Genomic DNA, 19,133 nt, shown 5'->3' on the forward strand with positions numbered 1-19,133 from the left:
AGGAGTTCGTTTTGCCACCCAAGTCCCGCACGGGCGCCGGGGTCAAGAAGGTCCGGCGCAAGGAAAAGAAGAACGTCTCGCACGGCCAGGCGCACATCAAGAGCACGTTCAACAACACCATCGTGTCGATCACCGACCCGATGGGCAACGTGATCAGCTGGGCGTCCGCCGGCCACGTGGGCTTCAAGGGCTCGCGCAAGTCCACGCCGTTCGCGGCGCAGATGGCTGCCGAGAACGCCGCCCGCAAGGCCGCCGAGCACGGCATGCGCAAGGTTGACGTGTTCGTCAAGGGTCCCGGCTCCGGCCGTGAAACCGCGATCCGTTCGCTGCAGGCCGCCGGTCTCGAGGTCGGCACCATTCAGGACGTGACCCCGCAGCCCCACAACGGCTGCCGCCCGCCCAAGCGGCGCCGGGTCTGAGGCACGGGGAGGAGTAAGAACTCATGGCTCGTTATACGGGACCCGCGACGCGCATCTCGCGTCGCCTCAAGGTTGACCTCGTTGGTGGGGACCAGGCGTTCGAGCGCCGTCCGTACCCGCCCGGCCAGCACGGCCGCGGCCGCGTCAAGGAGTCCGAGTACCTGCTGCAGCTCCAGGAGAAGCAGAAGGCTCGCTACACCTACGGCGTGCTCGAGAAGCAGTTCGTCCGGTACTACAAGGAAGCGGTTCGCCGCCCCGGCAAGACCGGTGAGAACCTGCTGCAGATCCTCGAGGCCCGCCTCGACAACGTGGTGTACCGCGCGGGCCTCGCCCGCACGCGTCGCCAGGCTCGCCAGCTGGTCAGCCACGGTCACTTCATCGTGAACGGCCACAAGGTCAACATCCCGAGCTACCAGGTGTCGAAGTTCGACATCATCGACGTGAAGCCGAAGTCCATGCCGACGCTGCCCTTCGAGGCTGCGCGCGCGTCCTTCGGTGACCGCCCGATTCCGGCTTGGCTGCAGGTCGTTCCCTCGAACCTGCGCATCCTCGTGCACCAGCTGCCCGAGCGCGCGCAGATCGACACGCCTGTCACCGAGCAGCTCATCGTCGAGCTCTACTCGAAGTGATCCTCTCCGAGCCATCGTCTCTTGTGGACGGTGGCTCGGGTCGGGTCCCGCATCGGCGCGAAGGGTGTGCCGAGTGCGTTTGCCGGTCCTCGAGGCTGGCTGTTGTTGACGGCGTCAAATAGCGGGCGTCGTTGCTGAAAGGAAGAACCCAGTGCTGATTTCCCAGCGCCCCTCGCTCGCCGAGGAAGCGGTCTCCGAGACCCGTTCCCGGTTCGTCATCGAACCGCTGGAGCCGGGCTTCGGTTACACGCTCGGCAACTCGATCCGCCGCACGCTGCTCTCGTCGATCCCCGGTGCTGCTGTCACGAGCATCCGCATCGACGGCGTGCTGCACGAGTTCACCACGGTTCCCGGGGTGAAGGAGGACGTCACCGACGTCATCCTGAACCTGAAGGAGCTCGTCGTCTCGTCCGAGGAGGACGAGCCGGTGACCATGTACCTGCGCAAGCAGGGCCCCGGTGTGGTGACCGCGGGCGACATCGTGCCTCCGGCCGGTGTCACCGTGCACAACCCCGACCTGCACATCGCGACCCTGAACGGCAAGGGGAAGCTGGAGATCGAGCTCGTCGTCGAGCGCGGTCGCGGCTACGTCCCGGCTGTCCAGAACAAGCAGGCGGGCGCCGAGATCGGCCGCATCCCCGTCGACTCGATCTACTCGCCGGTTCTCAAGGTGACGTACAAGGTCGAGGCGACTCGTGTCGAGCAGCGCACGGACTTCGACAAGCTGATCCTCGACGTGGAGAGCAAGCCCTCGATCACTCCGAGGGACGCCGTTGCCTCCGCGGGTAAGACCCTGGTCGAGCTGTTCGGTCTCGCTCGCGAGCTGAACATCGACGCCGAGGGCATCGAGATCGGCCCGTCGCCGGCCGAGGCTGACACCATCGCCGCGTTCGCGATGCCGATTGAGGACCTGGACCTCACCGTCCGGTCCTACAACTGCCTCAAGCGGGAAGGCATCCACACCGTCGGCGAGCTCGTGTCGCGCAGCGAGGCGGACCTGCTGGACATCCGCAACTTCGGTGCGAAGTCGATCGACGAGGTCAAGATGAAGCTCGTCGGCCTCGGCCTCGCCCTGAAGGACTCGCCTCCTGGGTTCGACCCGTCCGCGGCTGCTGCCGACTACCACCCCGGTGACACGGGCTGGGGCGCCGGTGCCGGCCTGGACCCGCACGACGACGGCCAGGACTACGCGGAGACCGAGCAGCTCTGACGCTCTCAGAGCCAGAGGATCTCTTTCAGTTACAGGAGTAAGCGATGCCCACCCCTACCAAGGGCCCACGGCTCGGTGGGTCTCCGGCGCACGAGCGGCTGCTGCTCGCCAACCTGGCGACGGCGCTGTTCCAGCACGGCCGGATCAAGACCACTGAGGCCAAGGCGAAGCGGCTGCGTCCGTACGCCGAGAAGATCATCTCGAAGGCCAAGGCCGGCGACCTGCACAACCGTCGCGAGATCATGAAGGTGATCCGCGACAAGGACGTCGTGCACAAGCTGATCGCCGAGATCGGTCCTTTCTTCAGCGACCGTTCCGGTGGCTACACCCGCATCACCAAGACGCTGGCGCGCAAGGGCGACAACGCCCCCATGGCCATCATCGAGCTGGTGCAGCAGAAGCTCGTCTCCACCGAGGCCGAGGCTGCGCGCAAGACCAAGTTCGCCAAGGACGAGAAGCCGGCTGCTGCCGAGGCTCCCGTCGCCGAGGCTGACGAGACCAAGGCCGAGGACGCTGTCGAGGTTGACGGCGAGCCGACCGCTGAGGCCGTCGAGGCCGAGGAGAAGGCCGACGAGGCCAAGGACGAATCCGCCAAGGACAAGTCCTGAGTCTGAACGCTGACGAGCCCGTCGTTCCCGGTTCCGGGGGCGGCGGGCTCGTTCGTGTGCGGTTCGACCTGGGCTACGACGGTACCTCGTTCTCGGGGTGGGCCCGTCAGCCTTCCCGTCGAACCGTGTGTGGCGTTCTCGAGGACACGCTGTCGATGGTGTTGCGCGAGGACGTCTCTCTGACTGTTGCTGGGCGGACCGATGCCGGCGTGCACGCCTCCGGTCAGGTCGCCCATGCTGATCTGCCCTCGTCCGTCGACGTCGCCGGGTTGCCCAAGCGGCTGGCCCGGGCGTTGCCGGACGATGTTCGGGTCTTCTCCGCCCGCGTGGTGCCCTTCGAGTTCGACGCTCGGTTTTCGGCGTTGCGGCGGCACTACGAGTACCGGGTCGCGGATGCTGAGTTCGGGGCGCATCCGTTGCGGCGGTTGGACACCCTGGCCTGGCCTCGTCCGCTGGACGTTGCCGCGATGAACGTGGCCGCCGGGTTGTTGTTGGGGGAGCACGACTTTTGCGCGTTCTGCAAGCGGCGGGACGGGGCTACGACCATTCGGGAGTTGCAGCGGCTGGAGCTGGTGCGGGCTACTTCGGATGGGGTCATCACGGCGTTCGTGTCGGCGGATGCGTTCTGCCACTCGATGGTTCGGTCGTTGATCGGGGCGTTGCTGGCTGTTGGGGAGGGGCGGAAGGCCGTTGAGTGGCCTGGGTCCCTTTTGGCGCTCCACGGGCGTGCCAGCGGGGTGACGGTGGCTCCTGCACACGGGTTGTCGTTGGTGCGGGTGGACTTCCCCGACGACTCCGAGTTGGCTGCGCGGGCTGAGGCGACTCGTCGGGTGCGGACGCTGTCTTCCTGACCGCTGGTCGTTGTTGATCGCTGTTGGTCCGTAGGGTTCCCCTGTTTCGTTGGCGGGTTCGCCGTGCGTGCTTCCCTCCGGGGGCTCTGCCCCCAGACCCCCGGCAATCTGATCGGGGGGCACCGCGCCACTCTCAGGCTGATGGCACGCCTGTTGCTTTGAGCGGCCGCCTGTTTCGTAGTTTGGTTGCGTTGGCGGTGGGGTCCCGTCACAAGCCGCACCAAGAGCGAGCCACATGGCTGGATGGGTGTCAAACCGACGAAAAGCGTGTCGGTTTGACACCCATCCAGCCATGCAGCAAGAGCTGTGGCGCGACTCGTGACGGGACCCCACCGCCGGGACCGCTTGCTCAGGAAGGCTGAAGGGCGGCTCGCCTTCGGCTTCGCGGTGCGATCTGGCCTCCCGCCGCCGCTTTCCTGCCGCCGTCGTTCTCCGTCTGGCGTAGGAGGAGCCCCCGGCCAGGGTGCCGGGGGCTCCGTCGGTGGTGCGGCTTTCAGGTGTGGCTAGATGTCGAGCGTCCACGAGTCGATGTAGCCCGTGTCCTGGCGGAAGGTGTCACGCACGCGCAGCTGCCAGGTGCCGTTGGCGTCTTCCGTTGCCACGTTCAGGTTGTAGGTGGCGTTGAGGTCGTCGGCGCTGTCGGAGCCGTTGGCCACCTTCAGGACCTTTGTGGCGCCTGAGGGGGCGATCAACGCTACTTCCAGGTCGCCTCGGTAGGTGTGCTTGATGGCTACCTTCACCGTGGCGGTGGCTGCTGCCTTGCCGTTGCAGTCGGCGATGGTGATGGGCGACTTGACCTCGCCGAAGTCCGGGACGGCCGTGTCGGTGTCGTTGGTGACGGCCGGGCACTGGCCGGGCGGGTTGCCGGGGGCCGTGCCGGTGATGTGGAGGAGCTTGTTCGGGCTGCCGGTGCCGGGGGAGGTGACAACGTCGGAGGTGGCGTTGTCAACGAGGGCGTCCCGGACCTGCTGCGGGGTGGCGGTGGGGCTGGAGCCGAGGTAGACGGCGGCTGCGCCTACCACGTGCGGGGTGGCCATCGAGGTGCCGCTGATGGTGTTGGTGGCCTCGTCGTTCGTGAGCCAGGCGCTCGTGATGTCGCGGCCAGGGGCGAAGATGTCCAGGCAGCTGCCCAGGTTCGAGAACGAGGAACGGCCGTCGGTGCGGTCCGTGGAGCCGACCGTGATGGCTTCCGGGGTGCGGGCCGGGGACGTGTTGCAGGCGTTGCCGCCGTTGTCGTTGCCCGCGGCGAGGCCGTAGGTGACGCCTGCGGCGATGGAGCGGGCCACCGCGTCGTCCACGGTCTGGTTGGCGCCGCCGCCCAGGGACATGTTGGCCACGGCCGGCTTGCGGGCCGGGTTGGCCTGGACGTCGGCGGTGACCCAGTCGATGCCCGCGATGACGCCCGCGAACGTGCCGGAGCCCGAGCAGTTCAGCACGCGGACGGCTACCAGCTTCACGTCCTTGGCGACGCCGTACTTCGTGCCGCCCACGGTGCCCGCGACGTGGGTTCCGTGGCCGTTGCAGTCGGTGGCGTCCGCGTCGTTGTCGACCGTGTCGGTGCCGGAGACCGCGCGGCCGCCGAAGTCGGTGTGGGTGATCCGGATGCCGGTGTCGATGATGTACGCGGTGACGCCCGCGCCGCGGTTCGGGTAGGTGTAGCTGTTGTCCAGCGGGAGCGCTCGCTGGTCGATGCGGTCGAGGCCCCAGGACGGGGTCGGGGTCTGCGTGTCGGAGACGCGGACCTCGGCGTCCTGTTCCACGTAGGCGACGGCCGGGTCGGCGGCGAGGCGTTTGGCCTGGCTTTCCGACATCTGGCCCGAGAAACCGCGCAAAGCGGACTTGTACGAGTGCTTGACCTTCGCGCCGTACTTAGCGCTGAGGTTCTCCACGCTCGACGTGCTCATGTCCTTCAGCACGACGATGTAGTTGTCCTTCACCGCGTTGGACGCACCGAGGTTGCGAATCTCCCCCTCGGGCGCAGCGGTGGCGGAGACGGACGTCAGGGCGAGCGCCGTGCCCGCCACCAGCCCGATTCCAGCCGCTCGTCTGGCCCACGATTCTCCCATAGCAGCAAGCTCCCTCGTCGCAGGGTTGTGCAGTGAGAATTTTCTTAGTGGTGCGGACTGATTTCACACAAGGTGGTCCACGCAAATGCGTTCGAATGGCGAATCAACAGATTTGCCTCGACCTGTGAATTAGTTGGTGCCGCTGATCTATGGACAAAACAATTGCGCCCCGAACGGTTGTCCGTTCGGGGCGCAAGTTTCGCCTATTTAGTCGAGCGTCTCAATCGGCTTTGAGTGGGACGATCGAGCGCTTCACTCAATCGCCGCGTCGTACGGCTCCGAGGATCTGCTGTTCGGACGGGGTCGTGTAGAGGCGCAGGTGCGCCCACATGTCCTGGCCCATCGCGATGACCTGGTCGTCCTTGAGCTGCGTCAGCTGCTGGAACATCTGCGGGCGCAGCCGCCACATCTGGCCCGCCAGCTGGGCCTGGCCCATCGGCAGGCGCTGCAGCAGCACGAGGTCCGCGTTGTTCGCCGTGGACGACGCCTGCGGGTGCAGGTACGGCAGCACGTACATCGTGGTCTGCCACGCGGCGCGCGGCGGGAACAGCTCCTGCGGGACGTGGCCGCCGTCGTGGATCACGAGCAGCGGCATGTCCTCGGTCGGGCGCGGCAGGTCCGCCGGGGACAGCCGGCGCAGCTGCACCAGCTGAGACGGGCGGCCGTCCGGACCCTGGCCCGCCGCGCGGACCACCGGCTGCCAGGCCTGCGGGCGGCCGGTCGCGATGATGATCCACGCGCCGGTCGCCATGGCGCGCAACGCGATCTGGCGCGCCAGGTACAGGCCGCCGACGACGACCATGCGGGTCGGGGTCGGGCGCAGGACGGACACCGACAGCGGTTCGCCCTTGGTGCCCTGGCCGAGCATCATGCCGCCGCGGTCGCCGCTCGGGCTGACCAGGTCGAGCATGTTCGGCGACACCAGGAACTCCGGTGCCACCGCGCCGCGGCCGCGGGCGTCGAGCAGACGGGACGAGGAGCTCATGCCACACCTCCGAGCGGCAGCGTCGCGGCGAGGCCCGCGAGCTGCATGCCCCGCAACGGGGTCAGCGTGATGTCGAGCTTGTCGCCGATCTTCGACAACTGGTCCTCCGCGCGGTCGAGCTCGCTCGGCGTGCGGGCGCTCACCCGCACCAGGCCGCGCAACGACACCTGACCGTCCTCGCGGGACGGTGAGATGGACATCGCGAGGGTGGACGAGAGAGCGCGCACACCGGTCAGGGCGTTGAGGTTGCCCTTGAGGCCCTTGGTCGGCCAGCCGGTGATCGCGTAGCTCGCGTGCCCGACGCCACCCGCGGTGACGCCCTTCCACTTCTCCCGCAACGACACGGGGTTCGTGTTGCCGACGGCCGCGGTGAGCTCCGCCGACGAGATCGCCGCGCGCAGCAGCTCGTCCGAGTCGAGCGGGCGGATCGTGACGCCGGCGGACTCCAGGGCGTTGCGGACGCGGGACAACGCGCCGATCAACGCCCGGTGCGCGCCGACGACGCCGCCGCCGCGCTCCCGGATCGCCTCGCCGCAGCGGCGCGGGTCGAGCCGGACCGTGATCCACGTGGTGCGCCTGGCCGCCGCGGGCAGCGGGCCGAGCACCTCCATGTACGAGCTGACGGCGGGCGAGTTCGGCGGAAGTGCCGCGCTGCCGGGGTAGCAGTGCCAGATCACCGTGATCGCGTCGAGCACCACGCCGCGGTCCTCGAGGCACGGTGTGAGCGCTCCCAGGGGCAGCGACGGCGCCGAGCCGACCGCGGAGATCAGCGGCGGCGTCGGGTCGACCAGCAGCACCGCGGTCCACACGCCGTCGTGCCACGACAACGCGAGCGGGCGGCGTTCGTGGTCGACGCCCTTGGCGATCACCAGGTCCGGGATCGCGAGGCGCAGCAACGCGACGCGCGGGTCCTCGGGGCCGAGCACCTGCAGCTCGTCGTCACCCGGCTTGGACTCGGTCTGCTCCTGGCGCTGCGCCGTCCGGCCGTGCGAGCGGAAGTTGTAGCGCAGGCGGACGCCGATCCACTGGGTGAGCCAGCGGCCACGCGAACGGGTGAAGGCCAGGATCAGTGCGATGAGGAGCACACCGCCGGCGATCGAGACGGAGACGACGTTGAGCGCGTCGCCCTGCTTGACGCCCATGATCGCCAGTACGAGGAGGGCGATGGCGAGACCGACCTCGATCGTGACTACGTTCGACACGGGCAACGAGCCGAGGCTCACGCCCGCGGCTCTGCGACGGACACGCCCGACCGGACGCGGAGGCGCGGGTGCCTGCTGGCCAGGACCCCCAGGTCCCTGCGGCCGTGCCATCCCTGGGTTGGGCCGGGGCGGATGTGGAGTGGTCACGGACATCCGTTGTGGTCTCTTTCCCCTCGATGGTCGGTGGGCTTGGCGAACCGGCCCACGGAGCAACCTGCGTCCGGCTATCCTGCCGAACCGTACCGCGACTGGGAGAGCAGCGAGCCGAGAATGGCATCAACACCCACCACCAAGGCACAGGTCCAGGCCTACCAATTCGTCTTGAAGCGGATGCAGTCAGCTCTGGTCCGCAGAGACGCGGTGATGCTCAACGACCCGATGAGCACACATTCGCGCGCGACAGCCGTGGGTGTGGTGCTGGGCGTCCTCGGTCTGATCATCTTCCTCGTCATCGGGCTCTTCAGCCCGGCGCCGAGGCTCGACGACCAGACGCAGATCGCCATCAGCAAGGAGACCGGCCAGGTCTACGTCGTGGACAACGCCCCGCGGCGGTTGATCCCGATGACGAACCTGGCGTCGGCCCGGCTGCTCTGGCTGTCCCGCAGCAACCCCGACGCGCAGCAGGGTCAGGCGGGCGGCGACGCACCGGCCGGCCAGGCGGGCGCGACGCAGGGCGCTGCGGGCGGAACCCCGAAGCTCGTGAGCGAGAAGGCGCTGGCGAACCTGCCGCGCGGCCGCCTCACGGGTCTGCCGGACGCGCCGGACGTGCTGCCGCCGCCGGAGATGCGCATCGACGCTCAGTGGTCGGTGTGCGACACCCTCCAGCTCGACCGGTTCCGCGAGGACCAGGCGGCGGAGAACCAGATCAAGACGTCCGTGATCGCCGGTGTCAGCGGTGGCAACGCGGAACTGGGCTCCGAGGCCGTGCTCGTCCAGCAGCGCACGGGCGCCAAGAAGTCGTACCTGATCTACAAGACGCCGCAGAACCTGCGCGACATCTCGTCGTCGACGGTCCGCGCCGAGGTGGACCTGAAGAACGACCGGGTGGTCAACGCCCTCAAGCTGACCGGCAAGAAGCCGCGCGCCATCAGCACGGCGCTGCTCAACGCCATCCCCGAGGTCGCGCCGCTGATCGCGCCGGTCATGCCGAACCAGGGCAAGCAGGCCGCGTACGTCACCGAGACCAAGGTCAACATCGGTGAGGTCGTCCAGGTCGAGCGGCAGAACGGCTTCGAGTCCATGGTCGCGCTGGAGGACGGTTTCCAGACGGTCGAGGAGACGGTCGGCGACCTGCTGCGCTACGCCTACTCGAACAACCGCGCGGCCATCCGCCTCTCGCCGAGCGCGGTCGCGAACCACCGCAGCCCGGCGAAGCCGCTCGCCCTCGAGTCCTACCCGGAGAAGATCCCGACGACGCTCGAGCCCAACGCCAACAACGTCGTGCTGTGCCTGGGCTGGAAGGCCGAGAACTTCACGGCCGACAACCGCGCGGAGCACACGTCGGTGACGATCGGTTCCGCGCTGCCGGGCCCGAAGGACATGACCCCGGCGCAGCTCGGTTCGCCCGGTGCCAACGGCGAGATCATCGACGAGTTCCTGATGCTGCCGGGCAAGGCGTCCGTGGTGCGGGCGAGCCAGGGCAAGAACGACTTCGGCACCGGGCCGGTGCAGGTCGTGACGGGTCGTGGCGTCCGCTACGGCGTGCCGGACGGTGCGACGGCGGCGGCGCTCGGTCTCGACGGGACGTTCCCGCCGGCACCGAACCAGATCCTCAGCCTGCTGCCGATGGGCCCGCAGCTCAACAAGAACGACGCGAACCGCAGCTACGACTCGATCCCGGCGCCGGGCGGCAAGATCCAGGACCCGCAGGCCGCCGTGCAGAAGTAGCGGAACCGGTCCGGGTGCAGCACCGTCGAACAGGACAAAAGCGCGGTGATCGCTAACCGCCGTCGCGTGTTTCGCCGGTCAGACGGGTGCATCGCGGCGTCGGCTCCCGCCCCTCATATTGGACATATGGGGGGCGGGGGCCGACGCCGCGAGGTGCCCTGCTGATCGCCGAAAGACGTGACGGTGATTGCGGTCACCGCGCTCCGCACCCGGACCTGTCCTGGGGGGAGTCTGCTGTGGCCGGTCGCATCAGCGTCGATGCCGAGTGGTTGGAGAAGTACGCCGACCGCATCGACGGGACGACGGACGATCTGAGGCGGGTGCGGGACGCCATGAAGGTGTCGCCGTTGCGCCCCCAGTCGTTCGGCGAGATCGGCAGAACCGCCGGCACGGCCCAGGGTTACGCGCGGGCGGCAGAGCTGCTCAACTCCCAGCTCGCCCGTGCCTGTGACGCGCTCGACTCGGCCGCCAAGGGCCTGCACGAGGTCTCCCAGCAGTACGGGGCCGGGGACGACGAAGGCGTGCAGGCCATCAAGAAGGCCGATCGGCGGTAGGGGCTGTGGTGACCAAGGACGGCAGGCAGATCGCGGCCGAGGTCGGTCCCGAGCTCGACTACCTCTCGCGGGTGAGCCGCAAGCTCGGGGTCGTGGACCTCGTGCACGACTTCTTCGACCCGCTGGTGGGCGACTGGAACGACCTCCGCGAGGAAGCCGAGCGCTGGCGCAAGGCCGCGAAGGTGACCGAGGCGGTCAACAACCACGTCAAGGCACCGCTGGGCGGGGTCGACGAGCGCTGGAAGGGCAAGGACGCCGAGGCGTTCCTCGACCACATGCGCAAGGTCGGGCTCGCGGGCGGTGACCTGTCCGACGCGATGAACGCCATGGCGGACGCGTTGGAGGAGACCGCGGACGGCGTGCGGACCATCGTGCAGGACATGGCGCACGTGCTCGCCGACGCCGCGGACTCGGTGTCCGGCACGGCCGCGCTGCCGTCGGACGGCGACCAGCGCGCGCTGCGGCACATCGAGGAGCTCAAGGAACCGGTCCGCGAGCTGCACGAGTCGGCGCGGCAGGTGATGGAGGCGTTCCTCAAGCTGTGCGACGGGCTCTCCGGTGACGCGGCGGCGTTCGGCGCCGTGCGGATGGAGCACCGCTACCCCGACCAGAACTGGACCTACACCGCGCCTCCGAAGCCCGAGACCAAGCTGCCCGCGCCGGCGGGAGCGTCGGCGACGGCGGCGAGCCAGGCAGTGCCGTCCGGTGGCGGCGGAGGCTCGGTCGGCGGTGGTGGCGGGGTCGGCGGTGGCGTCGGTTCGGTCGGTGCGCCCGCTGCTGCCGCGACACCCGAGCAGCAGATGCAGTTCGGCGGGGCCACAGGCGTCGCTGAGCAGGTTCCGCCGGCCCAGCAGGGTGGTGGCGCCGGACAGGCCGCGGCGGCCGCCGCAGGGCGTTCTGGGGCCGCTCCCGCGGGCGGCGGGATGATGGGCGGCATGGCGCCGATGATGGGCGCGATGGGCGGCGGCGGGCAGCAGGGTGGCGACAAGGAGCACAAGCCGAGGCAACGGCTCACCGGCTCGATCGACGACCTGCTCGGCAAGCCCAAGAAGGCGGCGCCGAAGACGATCGGCGACGACGACTGATCTTGTTTTGAAACAAATAAAACGGCCCCGCTGAAACTTTTCAGCGGGGCCGTTGTTTCGAAACTTGTTTCGAAAACCGCGTCAGGCGGGACGCCCGCGTTTGCGGTTCAGCGAATTGCGGATGAACAAGGTCAACGCGAGCAGCACACCGCCGACGCCGATTCCGCTCAACGCCACGATGATCGGCGGCCAGTCGAGGCCCTGCGGCGGCGTCACGCTGGTGGTGATCTGCTTCTGCTCCTGCGCCTTGAACCCGGCGGCCTCGGCCGGCAGCACCGCGGTGAGCGCCGCGATCGGGTTGACCATGCCGAACCCGGTCTTGTTGTCCTTGCCGGTCACGCCACCGGGGTGCAGCGCCGTCATCTTCAGGCGCTCCATCACCTGGCGCGCCTTGAGGTTCGGGAACCGCTCACGCACCAGCGCCGTGATCCCCGCCACGTACGGCGAGGCGAAGCTGGTGCCCTTGATGTCCTGCACGCCCTGCGCGGTGACGTTGGCGTTCGTCAGGCCGGTGCCCTTGGGGTCGACGGAGATGATCTCCTCGCCAGGCCCGGCGATGCTGACCCACGGGCCCCACACGCTGAACGCCGACACCGCGCCGGACTGCGCGATGGACGCCACCGACAGCACGTCCTTGGAGAACCACGCCGGCGACGACACCGAGTTCACGGTGTTCGGGTCCATGTTGTTGTTCTGCTGCGCGCAGCCAGTGCCCTGGTCGCTCAGGTTGCCCGCCGCCGTCACGACGACGACGTCCTTGACGTCCACTGCGTACCGGATCGCGGCCTGGAGCTTCTGGTCGTCCGCGCTGAAACCCTTGGGGGAGCTGCAGTTCGTCAACGAGATGTTGATGACCTTCGCGTCCTTGTCGGCGGCGCGGACGATCGCCTGGGCGAGCGTGCCGACCTTGCCCGCCGACGCGCGCTTGTCCGTCGGGCTGTCGAACTCGAAGCGGTCGCTCGTCTGGCGGATCGCGAGGATCGTCGCCTGCGGTGCCGCGCCGACGAAGTCACCCTCGGTCCGCGCGGCCGCCGCGACGCCCGCCACCTCGGTGCCGTGGCCGTCGCAGTCCTCGACGCCGTTCGCCTTGGCCACGTAGTCACCGCCGGCCTCGACCCTGCCGCCGAACCGCGGGTTCTGCGGGTCGACGCCGGTGTCGATGATGGCGATCTTGATGCCCTTGCCGGTCGCGAACTGGTGCGCCTGGTCGAGGTTCAGCTGGACCTGGCCCCAGGGCTTGGTCTTGATCAGCTCGCTCTTGGTGTCGGACTCGACGCACGCCTTGTTGGTGCGCTTGTACTCCACGTCGGGCTTGCCCTCGTCCTTGGGCGGCTGGGTGCCCGCCGGCAGGTCGGGCGGCACCGAGTTCGGCCGCGCGCTCTGCGACGTCGAGGACGGCTGAGCGGAGGCCTGCGGCAGCGTCCCCGTCAGCAGCAGCAGTCCGGCGGTCGCTGCCGCCGTGGTGCGCCTGATGCCGGTCCTCATAGCGTGATCAGACCTCGGAACACCTGGTACATGTCCATCACGGCCAGCGCGAGCGGCAGCACCGACGCGATCAGGATCGCCTCGATGATGTCGACGGTGCGGCGCAACGGCGGCGAGAACTTCTGGCCGGGGAAGATCACACCGAGCACCAGTGCGAGCGCTCCCAGCACCAGCAGCGCGCCGAAGACGAACGCGATGCGGTCGAACGAGTTCGAGGCGATCAGCCAGCCGAGCAGGATGCCCGCGCTGGCGACCATGCCGGTCGACAGCAGCGCCACGGCCTGCGCGCCGTTCGCGTACGCACGGCCGCGCATCATCAGCACGATCGCGACGACGACGGCGTAGATCGGGCCCCACATGCCGGGGGCGCTCGCGGCGACGATGGCGGCCAGCGCGGCGACCACGCCGGTGCCGATGATCATGCCCGTCAGGTACTCGTGGGCGACGGCCGTGCGGCGCTCGATGACGGCGAACTCCGGGAAGCCGCTGTCCTCCTTGAGGTCCTCGGCGTTCGTCGGCACCACGGGCGGCGGGATCTTGGCCAGCCGCAGCGTCAGGCTCGGCAGCAGCGACAGCGCGCCGAGCGCCACGGCACCGGTCGCGGCGGCCACACCCGTGAGGGGGTGCTCCACGAACGTCGCGACGAGGAACGCGAGCGCCACCAGCGTGCCGCCGGTCGCCGCGGCGATGAACACCGTGATGCCCTGCCCGATCAGCAGGATCCCGCCCCACGCGAAGATCATCATCAACGCCGACGCCAGCAGCATCTTCGGGTTGAAGCCCACGCCGGGAACGGCGTGGAAGCCCGCGACGAACGCCAGCGGCAGCGATCCGCACGCGGCGATCAGCACACCCGTCGACGCCGAGCTGTAGGCCCGCGCGATGGTCGCGCCTGCCGCCAGCAGGGCGATCGCGCCGACACCACCGGCGATCGCGGCGGCGAGCCCGCTGCCGGAACCCGCCGTCGTGACGGGGCCGGACAGGAACAACGCCACGGCGGCCGCGATCAGCGCGAGCGAGCCGGCGAGGTGACCGAACTTCTGCGCGGTCTCCTTCGTCCACGGCCGGAACGAGTCCGGGTCGGACTCCGCGATCGCGTCGACGACGTCGTCGTACAGCGGAGGCGGGGGATTCTCGTTGCGGCGCCGCAACTGCAGCAGCTCGCCGTCGACCACGCCGAGCGACGCCAGCGTGCGCGCCGGGTCGAGCGGGTTGTCGCCGAGCTTGGCGAGGCACCAGCCACCGTGCCGGACGCCACCGTCCGGAGTGGCCTCTCTCGCCATGTCCAGCAGCATCGGCAGGAGATCGGCCACCGCCACGTCGGCAGGCAGCGCGACGTCGATACGCGTCCGAGGTGCCACCACCGTGACACGGCTGAACACCGTCGTACCGGTCGCCACCAGGGCCCCCTAAGTCAGATCAGTGCTTGCAAACAATGTGCCCGACCTTATTGGTCCACCTGGGCGGTTGCCGAGCGGCCCTAGTATGGACGCACCGACGTCTCCTGCACGTGTCGTTTGCAGAACACGTTCGGTCAGGTTTTTTCCCGACCCACCTTCGTGGCGTCCGCTGATGCGCAATAGTGTCGGTTGCTACTGGTGGCGTAACGAGTCGAAGAGGTGCCTGTCAGTTGAGCACGCTGCAGTTCAAGCGAACGGCACGCCTTGCTGCTCCCCGGCCTCCGGGCGGTGAGGTCCACCTCGAACCGCCACCCGAGGTGCCCCGGATCATCCCCGGCAACATCATGATGAAGGCGATGCCCGTCGTCATGATCGTGGCGTCCATGGGCATGATGGGCATGATGCTGGTCTTCATGCCGCGCCAGCCCGCGGCGATGATCATGCCCGGCATGATGATGATCTCGACCATCGGCATGATGGCGAGCGGCATGGGCTCGGGCAAGGGCCAGAAGAAGGCCGAGATGAACGAGGACCGCAAGGACTACCTGCGGTACCTCGGCCAGATGCGCGACCGCGCCCGCGAGGCGGCCGACGAGCAGCGCGCCGAACGCGAGTGGGTGCACCCGGACCCGCAGATGCTGTGGTCGCTCGCCACCACGCGCCGCATGTGGGAACGCCGCCAGAACGACCCGGACTTCTGCCACCTCCGCGCCGGCCGGGGCTCGCAGCGCCTCGCGACTCGTCTGGTGCCACCGCAGACCGGTCCCGTCGAGGAGCTGGAGCCGATCGCGACGCTGGCGCTGCGCCGGTTCGTGCGCGCCCACTCGCTCGTACCCGACCTCCCGATCTCCATCGCCCTGCGCGGGTTCGCCGCCGTCGGCCTGCTCGGCGAGATCGAGGACCGCCGCGACCTCGCGCGCGCCCTCATCGCCCAGCTCGTCACGTTCCACGCCCCGGACGACCTGCTGATCGCGGTCGTCAGCGCGGGCCGCACGAAGCAGCTGTGGGAGTGGGCGAAGTGGCTGCCGCACGCGCAGCACCCCACCGACATCGACGGCATCGGCCAGCGCCGCATGATGGCGAACTCGCTCGCCGAGATCGAGGCGATGCTGGACGAGAACCTGCGCGACCGCCAGCGGTTCACCCGCAACGCCCCGCCGCCGCCGGACCAGCCGCACATCGTGATCGTCATCGACGACGGCGACATCAGCCGCGAAGAGATGATCATCCTGGAAGAGGGCCTGGTCGGCGTCACGCTGCTCGACCTGTCCGAGTGCCTCGGCAACCTGACGGCCCGGCGCGGTCTGCGCCTCGTCGTCGAGAACAACCAGCTGGGTGCCCGTTCCGCGAGCGGCGTCGAGTGGTTCGGCGCGCCGGACCGCCTGACCATCGTGGAGTCCGAGGCGCTGGCCCGCCGCCTGTCGCCGTACCGCATGGGCGCCGCCGGCGAGGCCGGTGGCGACAGCGGCGAAGACCCGTTGGCGATGACGAACAACCCGCCGCTGCTCGAGTTCATGGGCATCCCCGGCGACCCGATCACGTTCGACGTGCAGCAGGCGTGGCGGCCCCGGCCCAAGCGCGACCGCTACCGCATCCCGTTCGGCATCGGCGAGCACGGCCAGTCGGTCGAGCTCGACATCAAGGAAGCGGCCGAGGACGGCATGGGCCCGCACGGCCTGTGCATCGGCGCGACCGGTTCCGGCAAGTCGGAGTTCCTCCGCACGCTGGTGCTCGGTCTGCTGGCCTCGCACTCGTCGACGGCGTTGAACATGATCCTCGTCGACTTCAAGGGTGGTGCGACGTTCCTCGGTCTGGACAAGGCACCGCACGTCGCCGCGACGATCACCAACCTCGCCGGCGACCTCAGCCTCGTCGACCGCATGAAGGACGCGATCGAGGGCGAGGTGTCCCGCCGCCAGGAGGTCCTGGCGAAGGGCAACTACAAGAACGTCTGGGACTACGAGAAGGCCCGTGAGAACGGCGCCCAGCTCGACCCGTTGCCCGCGCTCTTCATCTGCATCGACGAGTTCTCCGAGATGCTGACGGCGAAGCCGGACTTCATCGACATCTTCCTCCAGATCGGTCGTGTCGGCCGGTCGCTGCAGATGCACATGCTCCTCGCGTCGCAGCGGCTCGAGGAGGGCAAGCTGCGCGGTCTGGACACGTTCCTCTCGTACCGGATCGGTCTGAAGACGTTCAACGCGGCGGAGTCCCGCGCGGCGATCGGTGTGCCGGACGCGTACGAGCTGCCGCCGATCCCGGGCTCGGGTTACCTGAGCGTGCAGGGCATGCCGCTGACCAGGTTCAAGGCGCTCTACGTCTCGGGCACCTACCGTCCGGCGGGCATGCAGTCCGTCGGCGAGTCGGTGGCCGTGCGCAGCGACAAGCGGCCGCGGTTCTTCGTGCCGGACTTCATCGAGATCCCGAAGGAGCCCGAGCGCCCGATCGAGCCCGTGAAGGTCGCGGAGCCGGTCAAGGAGGACGCGAACGAGCCCACGCAGCTGGAGCTCATCGTCGACCGGCTCGTCGGCCAGGGCCCGCCCGCGCACGAGGTGTGGCTGCCGCCGCTCAACGAGCCGCCCACGATGGACACGATGCTGCCGCCGCTCGACGTGACGCCGGACCGCGGTCTGACGTCACCCGGCTACCCGGCCAACAGCACGTTGCAGATCCCCGTCGGCATCGTCGACAAGCCGTTCGAACAGCGCCGCGACCTGCTCTGGGCCGACTTCTCCGGTGCCGCGGGCCACGGTGCGATCGTCGGCGGTCCGCAGTCAGGCAAGTCGATGCTGCTGCGCACCGTCATCGCGTCGATGGCGCTGACGCACACGCCGGAGGAGGTGCAGTTCTACTGCATCGACCTCGGTGGTGGCTCGCTCGCCGCGATGGAGGACCTGCCGCACGTCGGTGGCTTCGCCGGCCGTCTCGACGTCGACAAGGTCCGCCGCATGGTGGCCGAGCTCCAGACGCTGATCGCCGAGCGCGAGGTCCGCTGGCGCGACCAGCGCATCGAGCTGCAGGAGTTCCGCAACCGCAAGCGGCGCGGCGAGATCAAGGACGACTCGTTCGGCGACGCGTTCCTGATCATCGACGGCTGGATGAACTTCCGCCAGGAGTTCGAGATGGTCGAGCCGCAGATCCAGGCGCTCGCCGCCCAGGGTCTGTCGTACGGCGTGCACGTGATCCTCGGCGCCAGCCGCTGGGCCGAGATCCGCCCGGCCATGAAGGACCTCCTCGGCACCCGCTTCGAGCTCCGCCTCGGTGACCCGAGCGAGTCCGAGGTAGACCGCAAGGTGGCCGTCAACGTGCCCCCCGGCCGTCCCGGCCGCGGCATCACCATCGACGGCTCCACGGGCCGCAAGCTGCACTACCTCGTCGGCCTGCCGCGCATCGACACCTCGCAGGACGCGAGCACCGTCACCGCCGGCGTCGCCGACCTCGCCAACAAGCTCACCCAGTCCTGGCAGGGCGCGCACGCCCCGCAGGTCAGGATGCTGCCCGACCTGCTCGACCACGGGCAGTTCATGGCGCACGTGCAGCAGGTGTTCCCCGGCCGCGGCCGCTTGGTCCCGGTCGGCGTCAACGAGGACGAGCTCGCCCCGGTCTACATGGACTTCGACGCGGAGCCGCACTTCGTGGCCCTCGCGGACGGCGAGTCGGGCAAGACCAACCTCCTGCGCACCATCGTCCGCGGCATCATGCAGAGCTACACCTCCTCGGAGGCGCTGATCCTGCTCGCGGACTACCGCCGCACGATGCTGGGCTTCATCGACACCGACCACCTGCTGAGCTACGCGGTCTCCGGGCCGCAGTTCACGCAGAACGTCCAGGAGATCCGCGGCTCGCTGGCCGGCCGCATGCCCGGCCCGGACGTGACGCAGGAACAGCTCAAGAACCGCTCCTGGTGGAAGGGGCCGGAGGTCTTCGTCATCGTCGACGACTACGACCTCGTCGCGCCGCAGGGTGGTGCCAACCCGATGCAGCCGTTGGCCGAGTTCATCCCGCAGGCCAAGGACGTCGGGTTGCACGTGATCGTCGCGCGGCGCATGGGTGGTGCCTCCCGGGCCATGTACGACCCGATCATCGGCAAGCTGAAGGAGATCTCGGCGCCGATCTTCGTGGGGTCCGGGTCGAAGGAGGAGGGCAACATCGTGGGCAACCTGAAGCCCTCGCCTCAGCCGCCTGGGCGGGGGACGCTGGTCACCCGCAAGCACGGGCAGCAGCGGATCCAGTTCGCCTGGATCTCGCCGGACTAGGGTTCGGGGTTCGGCTTTGTGGGTGGTCCTGCCTTGGTGGCGGGGCCACCCACTTGTCGTTGGTGGGTGCCGGTTCCGTTGCTTGGTTCCGGTTCCAGCGGGGTGGGTTGCGTTTGTTGGTTGGGCTGCGGTTGCGAGGGTGCTTGCGCGGGTCCTGTCGAAGCGCGTGGGTGGCGATTGGGGCTTGACTTCGGGGCCCTTGCGAGGCGCTTGTCGGACCGGAAAGGCCGGGCTGAAAAGAGGCCCGGCCGAGCCACTAGTGGTAGCACCTCGCACCCAAAGTCAAGCCCCAATCGCAGTCGGTGGGTTGTACCGCTGACCAGCCGGGCATCAGCCCGTTCGGGCTCGCTTCGCTTCGCCACGCCAGGATTCGTAGGCGGTTGGCTTTGTGTCGTTGGCTGTCCGGTTGAGGGCGCGCGCCGGGCTGAGACGGGGGGTCACCTTGCGCTGGCGGCTGCGGTTGGGTGTGCGCGCCGGGCTTGCGTGCGTGGTTGGC

At 68.9% G+C, this 19,133-nt stretch carries 14 protein-coding genes; 9 read left to right on the forward strand and 5 right to left on the reverse strand.

Annotated elements, in window-relative coordinates:
• Positions 1–11 precede the first annotated feature (11 nt).
• The 5 genes from rpsK to truA all read left to right on the forward strand — a co-directional run bounded on the left by rpsK (position 12) and on the right by truA (position 3,717).
• Positions 12–419 (forward strand): 30S ribosomal protein S11, encoded by a 408-nt coding sequence (gene rpsK / locus ACQEU1_RS29960; RefSeq protein ID WP_033436732.1) that lies wholly within the window; start codon positions 12–14, stop codon positions 417–419.
• A 23-nt stretch (positions 420–442) separates the two neighbouring features.
• Complete coding sequence (rpsD, locus tag ACQEU1_RS29965) at positions 443–1,048, forward strand: 30S ribosomal protein S4 (RefSeq protein WP_285643097.1); 606 nt, start codon at positions 443–445, stop codon at positions 1,046–1,048.
• Between the two features lie 151 nt (positions 1,049–1,199).
• Positions 1,200–2,258: a DNA-directed RNA polymerase subunit alpha gene (locus tag ACQEU1_RS29970; RefSeq protein ID WP_285643098.1), complete on the forward strand. Its 1,059-nt coding sequence runs from the start codon at positions 1,200–1,202 to the stop codon at positions 2,256–2,258.
• A gap of 44 nt (positions 2,259–2,302) precedes the next feature.
• The gene (gene rplQ / locus ACQEU1_RS29975; protein WP_433208779.1) at positions 2,303–2,866 is read left to right on the forward strand and encodes a 50S ribosomal protein L17; all 564 of its coding nucleotides are present in this window, start codon (positions 2,303–2,305) and stop codon (positions 2,864–2,866) included.
• A 56-nt stretch (positions 2,867–2,922) separates the two neighbouring features.
• The gene (truA, locus tag ACQEU1_RS29980) at positions 2,923–3,717 is read left to right on the forward strand and encodes a tRNA pseudouridine(38-40) synthase TruA (protein WP_433208782.1); all 795 of its coding nucleotides are present in this window, start codon (positions 2,923–2,925) and stop codon (positions 3,715–3,717) included.
• A gap of 503 nt (positions 3,718–4,220) precedes the next feature.
• On the opposite strand, the gene ACQEU1_RS29985 is transcribed toward truA, so the two are convergent.
• From ACQEU1_RS29985 to eccE, 3 genes are all read right to left on the reverse strand, one after another.
• On the reverse strand, positions 4,221–5,783 hold the full coding sequence (locus ACQEU1_RS29985) for a S8 family serine peptidase (protein WP_433208785.1): 1,563 nt from the start codon (positions 5,781–5,783) through the stop codon (positions 4,221–4,223).
• 256 nt (positions 5,784–6,039) lie between these two features.
• Complete coding sequence (locus tag ACQEU1_RS29990; RefSeq protein WP_433208788.1) at positions 6,040–6,768, reverse strand: hypothetical protein; 729 nt, start codon at positions 6,766–6,768, stop codon at positions 6,040–6,042.
• The gene (gene eccE, locus ACQEU1_RS29995; RefSeq protein ID WP_433208791.1) at positions 6,765–7,970 is read right to left on the reverse strand and encodes a type VII secretion protein EccE; all 1,206 of its coding nucleotides are present in this window, start codon (positions 7,968–7,970) and stop codon (positions 6,765–6,767) included. The genes ACQEU1_RS29990 and eccE overlap by 4 nt, the downstream gene beginning before the upstream one ends.
• 270 nt (positions 7,971–8,240) lie before the next feature.
• On the opposite strand from eccE, the gene eccB reads away from it, so the two are divergent.
• From eccB to ACQEU1_RS30010, 3 genes are all read left to right on the forward strand, one after another.
• The gene (gene eccB / locus ACQEU1_RS30000) at positions 8,241–9,857 is read left to right on the forward strand and encodes a type VII secretion protein EccB (protein ID WP_433208794.1); all 1,617 of its coding nucleotides are present in this window, start codon (positions 8,241–8,243) and stop codon (positions 9,855–9,857) included.
• Between the two features lie 236 nt (positions 9,858–10,093).
• Positions 10,094–10,411 (forward strand): type VII secretion target, encoded by a 318-nt coding sequence (locus ACQEU1_RS30005; RefSeq protein ID WP_433208797.1) that lies wholly within the window; start codon positions 10,094–10,096, stop codon positions 10,409–10,411.
• Positions 10,412–10,416: 5 nt separating this feature from the next.
• Complete coding sequence (locus tag ACQEU1_RS30010; RefSeq protein ID WP_433208800.1) at positions 10,417–11,496, forward strand: WXG100 family type VII secretion target; 1,080 nt, start codon at positions 10,417–10,419, stop codon at positions 11,494–11,496.
• An 81-nt stretch (positions 11,497–11,577) separates the two neighbouring features.
• Here ACQEU1_RS30010 and mycP read toward each other — a convergent pair whose 3' ends face one another.
• Positions 11,578–12,981 carry a type VII secretion-associated serine protease mycosin gene (gene mycP, locus ACQEU1_RS30015; RefSeq protein ID WP_433208803.1) on the reverse strand — a complete coding sequence of 468 codons (1,404 nt, stop codon included), beginning with the start codon at positions 12,979–12,981 and terminating at the stop codon, positions 11,578–11,580.
• Positions 12,978–14,381, reverse strand: coding sequence for a type VII secretion integral membrane protein EccD (gene eccD, locus ACQEU1_RS30020; RefSeq protein ID WP_433208806.1), 1,404 nt, complete (start codon positions 14,379–14,381; stop codon positions 12,978–12,980). The genes mycP and eccD overlap by 4 nt, the downstream gene beginning before the upstream one ends.
• 230 nt (positions 14,382–14,611) lie before the next feature.
• On the opposite strand from eccD, the gene eccCa reads away from it, so the two are divergent.
• Positions 14,612–18,637 (forward strand): type VII secretion protein EccCa, encoded by a 4,026-nt coding sequence (gene eccCa / locus ACQEU1_RS30025; protein WP_433208809.1) that lies wholly within the window; start codon positions 14,612–14,614, stop codon positions 18,635–18,637.
• Positions 18,638–19,133: the final 496 nt, after the last annotated feature.

It is taken from the genome of Lentzea sp. CA-135723, assembly GCF_050936595.1.
In the GTDB taxonomy this organism is placed as follows: Bacteria; Actinomycetota; Actinomycetes; order Mycobacteriales; family Pseudonocardiaceae; genus Lentzea.